General features: G+C 62.2%; 13 protein-coding genes. 11 read left to right on the top strand and 2 right to left on the bottom strand.

All coding sequences use genetic code 11. The features are described 5' to 3' along the window. Nucleotides 1–120: 120 nt before the first annotated feature. From dsbA to ACNFCH_RS09415, 6 genes are all read left to right on the top strand, one after another. A complete protein-coding gene (gene dsbA / locus ACNFCH_RS09440) occupies nt 121–753 on the top strand; it encodes a thiol:disulfide interchange protein DsbA (RefSeq protein ID WP_196164316.1) in 633 nt (210 codons plus the stop codon). 12 nt (nt 754–765) lie between these two features. Continuing rightward, on the top strand, nt 766–1,620 hold the full coding sequence (locus tag ACNFCH_RS09435; RefSeq protein ID WP_196164315.1) for an endonuclease/exonuclease/phosphatase family protein: 855 nt from the start codon (nt 766–768) through the stop codon (nt 1,618–1,620). Nucleotides 1,621–1,648: 28 nt separating this feature from the next. Continuing rightward, entirely contained in the window at nt 1,649–3,619 is a 1,971-nt protein-coding gene (locus ACNFCH_RS09430; RefSeq protein WP_416742672.1) for a diguanylate cyclase, read from the top strand. A 97-nt stretch (nt 3,620–3,716) separates the two neighbouring features. Then, on the top strand, nt 3,717–4,112 hold the full coding sequence (locus ACNFCH_RS09425) for a hypothetical protein (RefSeq protein ID WP_337159320.1): 396 nt from the start codon (nt 3,717–3,719) through the stop codon (nt 4,110–4,112). A gap of 81 nt (nt 4,113–4,193) precedes the next feature. Then, the gene (locus ACNFCH_RS09420) at nt 4,194–4,970 is read left to right on the top strand and encodes an N-acetylmuramoyl-L-alanine amidase (RefSeq protein ID WP_416742671.1); all 777 of its coding nucleotides are present in this window, start codon (nt 4,194–4,196) and stop codon (nt 4,968–4,970) included. 101 nt (nt 4,971–5,071) lie between these two features. After that, nucleotides 5,072–6,673 (top strand): EAL domain-containing protein, encoded by a 1,602-nt coding sequence (locus ACNFCH_RS09415; RefSeq protein ID WP_337159319.1) that lies wholly within the window; start codon nt 5,072–5,074, stop codon nt 6,671–6,673. A gap of 111 nt (nt 6,674–6,784) precedes the next feature. On the opposite strand, the gene ACNFCH_RS09410 is transcribed toward ACNFCH_RS09415, so the two are convergent. Together ACNFCH_RS09410 and algB are read right to left on the bottom strand one after the other, a co-directional pair. Further along, nucleotides 6,785–8,563 carry a KinB sensor domain-containing domain gene (locus ACNFCH_RS09410; RefSeq protein ID WP_416742670.1) on the bottom strand — a complete coding sequence of 593 codons (1,779 nt, stop codon included), beginning with the start codon at nt 8,561–8,563 and terminating at the stop codon, nt 6,785–6,787. After that, nucleotides 8,560–9,906, bottom strand: coding sequence for a sigma-54-dependent response regulator transcription factor AlgB (algB, locus tag ACNFCH_RS09405; protein WP_337159317.1), 1,347 nt, complete (start codon nt 9,904–9,906; stop codon nt 8,560–8,562). Before algB ends, ACNFCH_RS09410 begins: the two co-directional genes overlap by 4 nt. Before the next feature lie 213 nt (nt 9,907–10,119). Between algB and ACNFCH_RS09400 the strand changes: the two genes are divergently transcribed. The 5 genes from ACNFCH_RS09400 (at nt 10,120) to gltP (ending at nt 14,160) form a co-directional block, all read left to right on the top strand. Continuing rightward, the gene (locus tag ACNFCH_RS09400; protein WP_416742669.1) at nt 10,120–10,941 is read left to right on the top strand and encodes a BON domain-containing protein; all 822 of its coding nucleotides are present in this window, start codon (nt 10,120–10,122) and stop codon (nt 10,939–10,941) included. A 174-nt stretch (nt 10,942–11,115) separates the two neighbouring features. Further along, nucleotides 11,116–11,400 carry a hypothetical protein gene (locus tag ACNFCH_RS09395; protein ID WP_337159315.1) on the top strand — a complete coding sequence of 95 codons (285 nt, stop codon included), beginning with the start codon at nt 11,116–11,118 and terminating at the stop codon, nt 11,398–11,400. Between the two features lie 41 nt (nt 11,401–11,441). Continuing rightward, complete coding sequence (locus tag ACNFCH_RS09390) at nt 11,442–11,603, top strand: DUF1328 domain-containing protein (protein WP_003252966.1); 162 nt, start codon at nt 11,442–11,444, stop codon at nt 11,601–11,603. A 2-nt stretch (nt 11,604–11,605) separates the two neighbouring features. Next, entirely contained in the window at nt 11,606–12,076 is a 471-nt protein-coding gene (locus ACNFCH_RS09385; protein ID WP_416742668.1) for an inhibitor of vertebrate lysozyme family protein, read from the top strand. A 731-nt stretch (nt 12,077–12,807) separates the two neighbouring features. Beyond that, on the top strand, nt 12,808–14,160 hold the full coding sequence (gene gltP, locus ACNFCH_RS09380) for a glutamate/aspartate:proton symporter GltP (RefSeq protein ID WP_416742667.1): 1,353 nt from the start codon (nt 12,808–12,810) through the stop codon (nt 14,158–14,160). The last annotated feature ends 21 nt before the right edge of the window (nt 14,161–14,181 follow it).

The following is a 14,181-nucleotide window of genomic DNA, read 5'->3' as shown; positions in this document are numbered from 1 at the left end:
GGCGGCCTGGACCGCCCTTTTTTCTGTCCATAGCCGTTACACTAGAGAACTTGAGCCCTTCCCGACCGGTCTGAGCTACCGGTCGCGTCGAGGCGACCAATGACTGCTTAGGAGTAAAGCATGCGTAAACTGATTCTCAGCGCTGCGCTGGTCGCCGCCAGCGTATTCGGAATGACCGCCGTACAGGCCGCGGAGCCTGTCGAAGGTCAGCAATATTTCGAGCTGAGCAACCCCGTTCCTGTTTCCGTGCCCGGCAAGATCGAAGTCGTCGAGCTGTTCTGGTACGGCTGCCCGCACTGCTACCACTTCGAACCGACCATCAACCCGTGGGCTGAAAAACTGCCGGCCGACGTCAACTTCAAGCGCGTGCCCGCCATGTTCGGTGGCCCTTGGGATGCCCACGGCCAGATGTTCCTGACCCTCGAAGCCATGGGCGTCGAGCACAACGTCCATGCCGCGGTCTTCGATGCCATCCAGAACAAGCGCATGCGCCTGACCAAGCCTGAAGAAATGGCCGACTTCCTCGCTACCCAGGGCGTGGACAAGGACAAATTCCTCGCCACCTTCAATTCCTTCGCCATCAAAGGCCAGGTGCAGCAGGCCAAGGACCTGGCGAAGAAGTACGAAATCACCGGCGTACCGAGCATGGTCGTCAACGGCAAGTACCGCTTCGACCTGGGTACCGCTGGCGGGCCGGAAGGTGTGCTGGATGTCGCCGACCAGCTGATCGCCAAGGAGCGCGCCGCTAAGTAAGCGGCGTTGCCCATGAGCCGCTTTCGCTCCACGCGCCTGGTTGGCCTGCGACAGCCGCAGGTCAACGAGCATCACCTGCAGGCCTCGGGCCTCCCGGCCGATGGGCGATTGCGGTTGCTCAGCTTCAATATTCAGGTCGGTATCAGCACCGAGCGCTATCGGCACTACCTGACCCGCAGTTGGCAGCACCTGCTGCCGCATACCGGGCGTGCCGGCAACCTGCAACGCATCGGTGAGCTGCTCGGCGATTTCGACCTGGTGGCCTTGCAGGAGGCCGATGGTGGCAGCCTGCGCTCAGGCTATGTCAATCAGGTCGAGCACTTGGCCCAACTCGGGGCCTTCCCGTACTGGTACCAGCAGCTCAATCGCAATCTCGGGCGTTTCGCGCAGCACAGCAATGGCGTGCTCAGCCGCCTCAAGCCCCAGCATCTTGAAGATCACCCCCTGCCCGGCCCGGCCGGTCGAGGTGCGATATTGGTGCGTTTCGGCGAAGGCGAAGACGCCCTGATCGTGGTGATGATGCACCTGGCGCTCGGCGCCAAGACCCGGGCCCGGCAACTGGCCTATGTCCGTGAGCTGATCGGCGGTTACCGTCACCAGGTGCTCATGGGCGACATGAACACCCACGCCAATGACTTGCTCGAGCATTCGCCTCTTCGCGATCTGGGCCTGATCGCGCCTCAGGTCGAGGCCACTTTCCCCAGCTGGCGCCCCCAGCGTTGCCTGGACCACATCCTGCTCAGCCCGAGCCTGACCCTGGAACGGGTCGAGGTGCTGGCTCAGCCAATTTCCGACCACCTTCCGGTTGCTGTCGAGATTCGTTTGCCTGATGCACTGACTGTGGATACGCTGCCGGCTTTGGGCTGATTGCTATCACCGGTTTGCGGATCCAGGCATGACAGACGAAGGCGAGCGCTGGAAAGAGAAGTACCTCAAAAGCATCGAACAGCAAGAGAAGCTGGAGCGCCGTTGGGAGGCTCGTCTCGACTTGCTGCGTCGCGGCCTGGTGCGCAGCACCCTGGCGGCCGAGGGCAGCGACAAGACAGTCGATCAGTGCATGAAGGAAATGCGCGAGGTCATTCGCAGCGACAATATGGACGCCGGCCTCGCTGGGTTGTTGCCGCGCCTGGAAAAGGCCGTGCTGGATTCCGAGCAGCGCCGCGAAACCCGTATGACGCAGGTCAGCGAAGCCTTGACCTCTCTGGTCGAGCAGTTACAGCGCTTGCCTTTGCCCGGTGATATCGCCCGGCCCCTGAAGAAACTCTCCAAGAAACTCGATGGTGGAGTGAGTCAGTCCCGCGAGCTGCCGCCGTTGTTGGGCGAGTTGAGCGGCCTGCAGGGGCGCGCCCTGAGCGTGCTGCAAAGGCCCGATGAAGAACCACGACCAGGATTCCTCCAGCGCCTGTTCGGCGGCCGCGAGGCGGAGCTGGAGCCCGCTGTCGCAGTTGCCGAGGCCAGGCCTGCCGAGGTTCACGAACGGCCAATGGCCGAGCCTGGGGTATCGGCCGATGTGGATGAACTGCAGCCTTTGACGCAAACGCAGGCAGAGCCTGTGGAGGTCGCTCAGCAAGAGGTGGAGGCATCGGACCCTGCGCCTGACATCGAGGGGCCTGAGCTGGCCGCTGCCGACGAGCCTGGCGCGCAAGAGGATACGCTGGAGCCGCTACCGCAAGCGGAAAGCCCAGAGACAGTTCTCTTACCACCGACCGAGGCCGAATCTGCCGACGAGCCCGTCGCCGTCGCCGAACCAGAGCCTGTCGACACGCAAAGCGCACCGGAAGAAGACGGGCCGTATGCCCTGCCAGATGCGGTTGAGCCGCCCTACAGCACCGTGGCGGCGCACATCGAACAAACCCTGATCGGCCTGCTCGATGACCTGAGCCTGCCGGAGCGCCACAAGGCCCAGGCGCTGGCCATGCGTGAGCGGGTGTCGCGTGGGCTGAATTGGTACGAGCTGATTCCGGTACTCGATGACCTGGCCGTACTCATGCTGGCCATCACCGACAGCGGCCAGCACGAGTTCGAAGCCTACCTGCAGCAGCTCAACGGGCGCCTGGAAACCTTCCAGAGCCATCTGCAAGAGGCCAGCGCCGGGCATGCCGACAACAGCTGCGCCGCGCGTGAACTGGACCACCAGTTGCGTGAGCAGGTCGATGGCCTGCAAAGCAGCGTGCAGGGCGCTGCGGATGTGGACAGCCTCAAGCACATCCTGGAGAACCGCCTCGAAGGTTTACTGAGCACCATGGACGAGCACCAGCATGAGCGCGACCGTCGCGAGCAGGAGCTGGCGGGCCGCTTGCAAGGCCTGGCCGATCGGGTGGCGAACATGGAGCAGGAAGCCCTCGGCTACCGCGAGCACCTCGAAGAGCAGCGCCAGAAAGCCCTGCTCGACCCCCTCACCGGGCTGCCCAACCGCGCGGCCTGGTCGGAGCGGGTCGAGCGTGAAGTCCAGCATTGGCAGGCCAATGGCGGGCACTTGCTGATGGCAATCCTCGACCTGGACCACTTCAAGCGGATCAACGACAACTATGGGCACCTGGCCGGCGACAAGGTGCTCAAGATCGTTGCCGACCAGTTGCGCAAGCGTCTGCGCGGGCAGGATTTCATCGCCCGGTTTGGCGGCGAGGAATTCGTCGTGCTGCTGCCGCAGACCCCACCTGCGGTCGGCCTCAAGCTGGCCGAGACCTTGCGGGCCGCCATCGAGGCCTGCCCATTCCACTTCAAGGGCGAGCGGGTGGTGATCACCACCTCCATTGGCTTGAGCGCCTTCCGCACGGGCGAGCGAGGCGACCAGGTCCTCAAGCGCGCGGATGACGCGCTGTACCGGGCCAAGGATCAAGGCCGCAACCGCGTGGAACAGGCATAGCTATATTTACCGCATTCGCTGCGCCCCTGGCGCTGACAATGGCCTGCCGAAAACCTGAAGAGCAGGTTTCGGCACCTTGATCAGACAGGAGTAGCAAATGAAAGCAATGAAAGGGTTGGCCGTCTTTGCCATGGTGCTGGCCATGCAGACGACCGCAATGGCCAAAGAGCAGGTGTTTACTGCCCATGTGGCGGCTGACGGCACGCTGCTGCGGCAGTCCCCGAACTGGATCACCGACATCAAGCATCAGCCCCAGCCCAACTACTTCAGTTTGTACAAACTGACGTTGAACAAACAGGTTGTGCGCCAAGACCCCGGCTTTTGCGCGGTCTCGGCCATCGATGCCAGCAGTTACGATCGCCAGCTGCATGGACAGGCCAAGGTAACGGGCAAACCTTTGGCCGAGAAGGTCGCTGTGATGACTCAGCTGGTCGACAAGAAAGGGCCCAGTGGCGATAACGCCCTGGAGTTTCTCTTGATGTGCACGCGGTGATTGCGTTTCCCGAGCTGTAGCGAGACGTGCACGTTATACTGTAGCGCTGATGCCGATTACTTTACTGACGTGCCCTCTCCCATGAAAACGCTTTTTGCCGGGCTGATGTTGTTGATGCTGGCTGGCTGCTCCACCGGCCTGCGGATCGACCGTAGCCATCCCTCAGTCAACCACGACAGCCGTATCCAGTTCGTCGTCCTGCATTACACCAATGCACCCCTGGATCGCTCCCTGGCCTTGCTGACCCATGGCGAAGTCAGCAGCCATTATCTGGTCGGTGACGGGCCGGCCACTGTGTATCAACTGGTGGATGAAAACCGTCGGGCCTGGCATGCCGGCGACAGTCAGTGGCAAGGGCGCACCTGGCTGAACTCCAGCTCCATTGGTATCGAGATCGTCAATCCTGGCTACACCGACACCCCTAACGGCCGCGTCTGGCACCCCTACAGCGAGGCTCAGGTCCAGGCCTTGATCGCGTTGCTCAAGGATATCGTCAAGCGCAACCACATCGAGCCGCGACACATCATTGGCCACAGTGACATCGCGCCGCTGCGCAAGCTCGACCCAGGGCCGCTGTTCCCCTGGAAACGCCTCGCCGACGCAGGCCTGGGTGTGTGGCCGCAGGCCAATGCCGTGGCGCGACAGCAGGCGTATTTCAGCGTCAATCCTCCGACAATCAGCTGGTATCAGCAGCAACTGGCGCGTTTCGGCTATGCCATCGAGCAGACCGGCGAGCTCGATGTGGCCACTCGTCATGTGATAGCGGCTTTCCAGATGCGTTTCCGTCCACAGCGCTTCGACGGTATGCCGGATGCGCAGACGGCCGCGATGCTGCAGGTATTGAATCAGTCGCGCTAAGGAACGGTAACGAAACCTTTCTGATGGTGTCATACGCCAAACGGGCAGGCTGACTTCTCGCACAGTTGCTATACCTCTTGGTAATCAACTGGATGCCTGTGATGTCAGCCTTCCTTGCGACACTGCGTCAAATTTTCCACCGTCCCTGGATGCTGGCTGGGCTGGCCGCATTTTCCAGCGCAATCGTGCTGCTTGCTGGAAGCTTCGGTGTCGCGCTGCAACAGATGAAACAAAGCGAAAGCGCCCAGATGAACGCCCGGGGCGAGCGTTTTCTGGAGCGGCTGGAGCAGATTTTCGGCCAGCTGCGCGAAGGTGTTGACCAACTGCAGGCGCAACCCCTGCGCGGGTGCGACGCTGCGATGGTCGCGGCCTTGCAGCAGATCGGCCTGAGTTCGCGATTCATCTACGAGGCCGCTTACGTGGACGGTGCGGTGGTCTGCTCCAGCCGTGGCGCCGAAAGCACCCTCGAACCCCTTCGTGCCCCGGACATCCAGGGCCCCACCTACAGCTATTGGCTCAACACCAGCACCGAGCCGAACGAGAACCTCGCCGCCTTGATGTTGGGGCGCGGCAAGTTTCTGGTGTCCACCTCGCGGGGCCATCTTTCCGATGTGGTCGACTTGCCGCCCGGTGGCAGCGTGCTGGTCGTGCTCGATCACGGTACCCGAGCCATTCCCGTGCTCGGCCCGCCCCAACGTTGGCCTCCGCCAACGGTGGACTGGCCGCCGCCACCGAATCAGTCGTTGCTGGAGAAGAACGACTGGCTGCTCTATCACATGCCGACCAACTCGCCCGACTACCAACTGGTGCTGATAGCGCCCCGTGCGGGCCTGCCTCTGAAGATGAACGGAATGCTCTGGTTGCTGTTTCCGGGCAGCCTGGTACTGGCCTGTTGCGTCGGCTGGTTGGTGCTGCAGCTGATCCTGCAACGGCGCTCGATGAGCTCGGAGCTGCAAAACGCCTTGCGCCGGGGCGAACTGCAGGTGCTCTACCAGCCAATCTTCGAACTCGACAGCCGGCGTTGCGTCGGTGCCGAGGCCCTGGTGCGCTGGCTACGACCGGATGGCACACTGACCAGCCCGGACCTGTTCATTCCGTTGGCCGAGAACACCGGGCAGATCCGCCAGATCACGGATTTCGTGCTGCAACGGGTGCTGGAGCAACTGGGCCAGTTACTGCGGGCCAACCCCTCGCTGTATATCTCGGTGAACCTGGCGGCCTGCGACGTGATGGTCCCGCGCATTGGACGTGTCGCGGCCCGATTGCTCGCACATCATCGGGTGGCTGCGAGCCAGATCGCCTTCGAGGTGACCGAGCGGGGGCTGATCGATGTGGTGGTGGCGCGTGACAATCTGCAGGCCTTGCGCGCGGTGGGGCATCAGGTATTGATCGACGATTTTGGTACAGGCTATTGCAGCCTGGCGTATCTACAAACGCTCCCGGTCGATTGCCTGAAGATCGACAAGGCGTTCATCGATGCACTGGGGCACGATGCCGCGAGCAGCGGCGTGGCTCCGCATATCATTCGCATGGCCCACTCCCTGCACCTGCGGGTCATCGCCGAAGGGATCGAATGCGAGGACCAGGCGCAGTTGCTCAACAGTGAAGGTGTCAACTATGGCCAAGGCTGGCTGTTCGCCCATCCGCTCACTGCCCGGCAGTTCACCGAGCTGGTGACTCGCCAGCGGCGCAATAGCAAGTAGCAGACAGCGACCGCTTCACGGATAACCCCCTCCCTCAGATACAGCGGTGCTATTGAGAGCGCCGAAAACCCTCAGGTTTACCCGCGAAAAGCACCCTGCACTGTGGGAGCCCTACACCGGCAGGGTCATGTAGAACTGCGTCCCCTGCCCCGGCCGGGAATGGACGCCCATCCGGCCGCCATGCAGTTGGACGATCTCCTTGCACAGCGCCAGGCCCAACCCGGCCCCGCCTTTCTTGCGTCCGACCTGGACGAAGGGCTCGAAGATCCGGGCTTGCTGCCCATAGGCGATGCCTTCGCCGTTGTCCTCGACCCCAATGATTACCCGCTCGGCGTGCCGTCGTGCGTGCAGACGAATGCGTCCGTCGTTGGCGGTATGACGGATCGCGTTGTGCAGCAGGTTGTCCAGCACCCGCTCCAGCTGCGCCGCGTCTGCCTGGATGCGTGGCAGAGGGGGCTCCAGTTCGATGAACAGTTCGATGTGTTTTTGCTCCGCCTGCTCGGCAAAGCGCGAATGGGCCCGTTCGAGCAATTCCTCGATGCTGCAGGGCGACAGCTCCAGCTTCTGCAGGCCGCTCTGGTAGCGGGAGAAATTGAGCAGGTCATTGATCAGCTGGGTCAGGCGCTGCATTTCCTCGCCGATGGTGTCGAGCAGGTCGTTTTCCCGCGCTTGAGGTGGAAACGTCACCCGCTCTCGCAGCAGACCGAACGCCATGTGCATGCCGGTCACCGGCGTGCGCAGCTCGTGGGAGGCACGCAGGACGAACTCACTGCGCACCCGCTCGAACGCCCGCTGCTCGGTAACGTCGTGCAGCACCATCACTGCGCCCAGGATCGGCCCTTGTGGATGGCTGACCGGCGTCAGGCTGTAGGTCAGTAGTCGGGTTTCGTCGTCCACCTCGATGCAAAGGTCGTCCGGCGGCCGGTCCAGGCTCCCGCCGCGCAGAACCTGGCGCAGCTGTTGCTCAAGTTCCGGGCGCTGCAACGCTTCGGCAAGGCCCGTCCCGACCCGGCTGGCGTCCCAGCCCAACTGGCGTTGCGCTACAGGGTTCAAGTGTTCCAGGCGGCCCTGACGGTCGATGATCAGCAGGCCGTCGTCGATGCTGTCCAGGACAGCCTGCAGGCGCTGTTGGCCGGCCAGCAATTCGTCGATGTTGGTGGCCTGATGCTTGCGCAGGGCATCGGCCATCAGCCCGAAACGCCGGGTTAGCTGGTTGAGCTCGGTGGCCTGGGTGACCGGCAAGGTGACGTCGAAATTGCCCTGGCCGACCTGGTCGGCAGCCTTGGCCAAGGCCTCGATGGGTTGTCCGAAGCGTCGCGCGATGTTGTGCGCCGTGACGAACCCGAGCACCAGCACCGCCAGGCCCATCAGGCCAAGTACGCCGCTGATCAGCAAGGCGCGGTCGCGCGCCTGTTCCTCGCTGCGGGTAACGTGTTCCAGGGCTTGCTTGTGCGAGTCGATCAGGTCGGTACGGACCTGGTTGAAAGCGGCGCCCAAGGGCTGCTCGGTGTCCATGCTACGCGCAGGCGCCGCGCTGTCGCGGTAAGCCTGGAGGAAGGCTTCGTAATTGCTGCTGGCCTTGCTGAAGGCGGTGCGCTCGCCGCCTTCGGCGAGGCCTTGGGTGAGCAGACTCTGGAAGTCTTCTTGTAGCGTAACCAGGTTGCGTGGGTCAGTGTCCGCATCGAGGATGAGCTTCAGCTGCTCGCCCAGGTTCTGGCGCAGCTTGAGCCCTATCTCCAGCGTATGGGTGGTATCGCGCACCAATCGCTGCTGCATGGTGGCCATCTGCATTACGCTGACCAGCCCGAACAGCAGGCCGAGCAACGCCACCGTGACCAAGGCCGAGATGCTCAGGAAAAGCCGCGTGCGCAGCTTCATGGGCCATTTCATAGGTTGTACTGCTTGCGCTTGCGATACAGGGTCGAGGCATCGATACCCAGCGTCTTGGCCGCCTGGTCCAGGGTATCGCTGGCCGCCAGCACCGCGCCGATGTGCGCCCGTTCGAGCTCGTCCAGGCTCAGGGCGGCGCCGATGCGTGGTGCGTTGCTGGTGGGCGGCTCGGCCATGCCCAGGTGGCTGACTTCCACACGCTCCTGCGAGCAGATGATGCTCGCCCGTTCCACCACGTTGCGCAGTTCGCGGATGTTGCCCGGCCAGCGGTAGTTGAGCAGTGCCGTTCGGGCCTCGTCGCTGAACATCCGCGCGGGCCGGGCGTATTCCTTGACGAAGCGGGCCAGGAAACGCTCGGCGAGCATGAGGATGTCTTCGCTGCGTTCGCGCAGGGGCGGCAGGTGCAGGGTGATGACATTCAAGCGGTACAGCAGGTCCTCGCGGAAGCGCCCATCACGGACCATTTCTTCGAGGTTGAGGTTGGTCGCTGCGAGGATGCGCACATCGGCGCGACGGGTGACAGGGTCACCGACCCGCTCGTACTCCTTGTCCTGGATGAACCGCAGCAACTTGGGCTGCAGGGTCAGGGGGAAGTCGCCGATTTCATCGAGAAACAACGTGCCGCCGTCCGCCTGGCTGACGCGGCCGAGGGTGCTTTCGCTGGCCCCGGTGAAGGCACCGCGGGTATGGCCGAACAGCTCGCTTTCCATCAGCTCGGCATTGAGCGACGGGCAGTTGATAGTCACGCAGGCCTTGCGCGTTCGCTTGCTCCAGCCATGGATGGCGCGGGCCAGTTCGCCTTTGCCGGTGCCGGATTCGCCCAGAATGAGAATGTTGGCATCGGTGCTCGCCACCTGCCGGGCGGTTTCCAGCACCGCCATCATGGCCGGGCTATGAGAGTCCAAACCGTCCTTGGGCTTGCGCACCTCGCCCTCGAGGGCCTCCAGGCGAGCGGATAACTGACGGACCTCCAGCTGCTTGGCGGTGGCCAGGCGCAGTTGGTCGGGGCTGCAGGGTTTGACCAGGTAATCAGCCGCACCGGCCTGGATGGCATCCACTGCTGTGTCGACCGCTGAGTGGGCGGTGACGATGACCACGCGCATCCACGGCGCCTGGATGCGCATCTGGGCCAACACGTCGAGGCCATTGTCCTCGCCCAGGCGCAGGTCGAGGAAGCACAGGTCGAACACCTGGCGTTGTAGCAAGGCTTCGGCCTGGGCGGCACTGCTGGCCGTGGCCACGCTGTAGCCCTCGTCTTCCAGGCAATAGCGGAAGGTTCGCAGGATCGCGGATTCGTCATCCACCAGCAGAATGCGGCCTTGGTTGTCCTGGGCTGATTCCATTTTCCTGCGCTCCTTCGGGATTGATCTCAATTAGTGTCGGAAAAATCGGGCAAGTTGCATGGTCAATTCTGAAGGAATCCGTCCTTTGCATGCTAGCCGATAGCCTCTCCTTCGCCTGGGCCCTGCCATGGCAGGTGTTCAGAAAGAAGACATCAGGCTGGCATGGGGGTTGCGACGATTCTCTCTTTATATGTCACCGATGGAGGACTCGACATGCCTTTTTCCCCACGAATCTTGGTGCTGACGGCCGGCCTGCTGATGGCCGCGCCGCCGGCTTTTGCCGATCCGGTCCAGGACGCGCGTCTGGAAGGTGCCTTGCAGACCGCCCTGGCGCTCAATCGAGTGCTCAACCCGTTTCGTATCGAAGTGGCGGTCAAGGGTGACAGCGCGAAGCTGACCGGCGAGGTGGAAAACGATGTCGAGCGTCAGCTGGCCGAGCATGTCGCCCTCGCCACCCACGGTATCGAGCAGGTCGACAACCAACTGCGGGTAAACCCGGCACTGGTCGAGCGGCCGCTGGAACTGCGCGCCTATGCCCAGCGTCTGGAGGACGCCACCCTGGCGGCGGTGATCCGGGCGCGGCTGCTGTGGAGCCGTATCACCGAGAAAGCGCCCATCGAGGTGGAAAGCCGTGAGGGCGTGGTCACCCTGCGCGGCAAGGTAGACAGCGCAGAGGCCAAGGAGCTGTCCGGCGTACTGGCACGTACCACCGATGGGGTGCATCTGGTCAACAACCTGGTCAGCCTGGACAGCGCCGCGATGGCCAAGGCGCGGGAGAAGCCTGTGGACGCGCCGGTCGGCCCGCAGCCCAGCGACAACTGGATCATCGACAAGATCCAGAGCAGCTACCGCTACAGCCGTAACCTCGACGGCCTGAACCTCAAGGTGGCCAGTGAACAGGGCATGGTCCGGCTTTCCGGCGAGGTGGTCAGCAGTGAACAGAAGACCATCGCTGTGGAGGTGGCGCGGCAGATCATCGGCGTGCGAGGCGTGGATGCCGACCTGTTGAAAGTCGCGAGCAAGGTGGAGGGTTGATCGTGCAAAACGCACGACCTCAACCCGGTCATCGTGCAGGATACGCGTTCGACACTTATCGGGTCGATTCATAACTTCATGATTTAAAAGGATATTTATAGAAGTCGAAGGCTGGCATGCAGGCTGCAACTTCCTGTCTAGGTTTCGAATAAAAACACAGCAGGAGGAGCCGGCATGAATCGCCCATTCGTCAACCGCCCGCAGATTGCGCAATTGCCCTGGCGCCAATGTCTGTTCCTGGGCCTCGCGCTGCTGCTGACGCTCGCCGCTGGCCAGTTCTACTACAGCTGGCAGACAGCGCGTCTGGCCGAGCAGGTGGCGGCACAGACCGCACTGTTGACGCAGATCCAGGCGAGCCATGCCAACACGTTGGTCAAAGCCACCGCGCCGTTGCCGGCTGCCAAGGCTTCGCCAACCAACCTGGACAGCGTCATCCCTGAGGAACGCTGGGTGTTCTGAATGCCGTACCGGATCGATTTCAAAAAGAAAGGAGAACCATCATGCTGAGTTGGGCTATCACCTTCCTGATCATCGCCATTGTCGCTGCCGTGCTGGGCTTCGGTGGTATCGCCGGCGCCGCCACTGGCATCGCGAAGATTCTGTTCATCGTCTTCCTGGTCCTGTTCGTGGCTTCTTTCTTCTTCGGACGCGGCAGAGGTTGAGCATGAGCCGGATGCTTTACACAGCCCTGGCCACCGCCTTGTTGATGGGCGGTGGCGCAGCGGCGATGGCGGCCAATGATGGCCAGGTCCGGGTCGATCAATTGCTGGGTTCGGACCCCGAATACCGTGAAACCTGGCAGGACACAGTCAAAGGCGAGGAGCGCCTGCCCGACTGGGTGATCAATCTTTCCGGCAGCTCGCAACAGCAGATGTCGGCGGTTACCGAAGAGGGTGACCAGTACCTGGTCGGACCCTTGTGCGAATCCCAGTCCAACTGCACGTACAAGCGCCTCGTGGTGGCGTTCAGTTGGGACAAGGACCATGCCTACGGGATGCTCGTCGAAGTCCCCGAAGGCCTGCCCGCGGACAAGTCACCCACCCGGCATGCGCAGTATCGCTGGTTGGGTGACCCGGACGACGGGATGAAAGCCATGCTGCAGGAGCAGCTCAAGCGTGACCCGAAGTGGTACTGACCGACGGTCACGGGCGTGTAACGTGCTAGAAGCTGAACCTTTTTATCTTTCAGGCTTCTATGATGCGCCGCTCCGAGGAGGGGCGACGCATGACCAAGGGGCTGGGCTGTTCTGATTGTTGCAGGATCGGAGTGGCCTAGGGGTACAGGGAGTACCTCCGCAATGGGCCGGGTCAGGTAGGGCGGTATCGGAAGTTTTGACCGGCGGTGTCGGATGAGGCGCAAAGCCCGGTCAGACTTCCGAGACGCCTATATAAGAAAGAAGACGTGCTGCTTGCGGTATTTTTCCTTCAAGACACATTTTGTCTTGACCGTATATCGAAATTTTTTTCGTGGGCACGCCTTGGGGCGCTGCCACGTGCAGCACCATTCGGATTGTCGAACAGGCGATGGAAACCCTCGAATGGATGCTGGTAAATCGGCCGAAAAATGGCGCTTTGGTCTTGTTCGGAAATCCGAACGCCGAAAAGCCAACCCCTTCTGATGCGCGAATTTCCCTTCAAGCCTCATGCCGATTCGGCATGGGGTAGTCATTTCCGGCATTAGACTGCCCCCCTTCCCGTCGCAATAGTTGCCGCCTTTTTTCGCAGGCCCGAGCGTCCGACGCTCGCTTGCGGTGACCTTCGATGGCGTCGCCGCACGGAAGTCCAACGCTACCCAATACGCTGGCAAAGGCTCTGGGATGCGTTTTTCCGCCTGGCACCCATGACCACTAGAAGAAAGGGTAAAGACATGAAGAAGGCAAAACTGAGCCTCGCCTGGCAGATCCTCATCGGACTTGTCCTGGGCGTTGCGATCGGCGCGCTGCTGAACCATTTCAGTGCAGAAAAGGCATGGTGGATCAGTAACGTCCTGCAGCCTGCCGGTGACATCTTCATTCGCCTGATCAAGATGATCGTCGTCCCGATCGTGATTTCGTCGCTGATCGTGGGCATCGCCGGGGTTGGCGACGCGAAGAAATTGGGCAGCATTGGGCTGAAGACCATCATCTACTTCGAGGTGGTGACCACCATCGCCATCGTCGTCGGTCTGGTATTGGCCAACCTGTTCCACCCGGGCGCCGGTATCGACATGAGCACCCTGGGCACCGTCGACATCTCCAAGTACCAGGCCACCGCGGCCGAGGTGCAGCATGAGCATGCCTTCATCGAGACCCTGCTCAACTTGATCCCGTCCAACATCTTCGCCGCCGTCGCTCGTGGCGAAATGCTGCCGATCATCTTCTTCTCGGTGATGTTCGGCCTGGGCCTGTCGAGCCTGCCGGGCGATCTGCGCGATCCGCTGGTGCGCACCTTCCAGGCCGTGTCGGAGACCATGTTCAAGGTCACCCACATGATCATGAACTACGCCCCGATCGGCGTGTTCGCCCTGATCGCGGTCACCGTCGCCAACTTCGGCTTCGCCTCGCTGCTGCCTTTGGCCAAGCTGGTGCTGCTGGTGTACTTCGCCATTGCCTTCTTCGCCTTCATGGTGCTGGGCCTGGTGGCTCGCGTGTTCGGCTTCTCGGTCATCAAGATCATGCGCATCATGAAAGATGAGCTAATCCTGGCGTACTCGACCTCCAGCTCCGAGACCGTGCTGCCGCGTGTGATCGAGAAGATGGAAGCCTACGGCGCGCCGAAATCGATCTGCAGCTTCGTGGTACCGACCGGTTACTCCTTCAACCTCGATGGCTCGACCCTGTACCAGAGCATCGCGGCGATCTTCATCGCCCAGCTGTACGGCATCGACCTGTCCTGGAGCCAGCAGCTGCTGCTGGTGCTGACCCTGATGGTCACCTCCAAGGGCATCGCCGGTGTGCCGGGTGTTTCCTTCGTGGTCTTGCTGGCGACCCTGGGTAGCGTGGGTATTCCGTTGGAAGGCCTGGCGTTCATCGCCGGTGTCGACCGCATCATGGACATGGCCCGCACCGCCCTGAACGTGATCGGCAACGCCCTGGCTGCCCTGGTCATCGCACGCTGGGAAGGCATGTACGACGCCGCCAAGGGCGAGCGCTACTACAGCTCGCTGCTCGCCGGCCACAAGCATGACGCCGTGGTGGCAACGGCGGCTGAGCCTGCCAAGGCCGTTCAGCAGCACCACTAAGCGCACATGCCGTCCCCAAAA

Origin of the sequence: Pseudomonas sp. NY15354, assembly GCF_048068075.1 — a bacterium.
In the GTDB taxonomy this organism is placed as follows: domain Bacteria; phylum Pseudomonadota; class Gammaproteobacteria; order Pseudomonadales; family Pseudomonadaceae; genus Aquipseudomonas; species Aquipseudomonas guariconensis_C.
The sequence above is the reverse complement of the archived record's forward strand: the minus strand, read 5'-3'. Positions and strand labels throughout refer to the sequence as shown.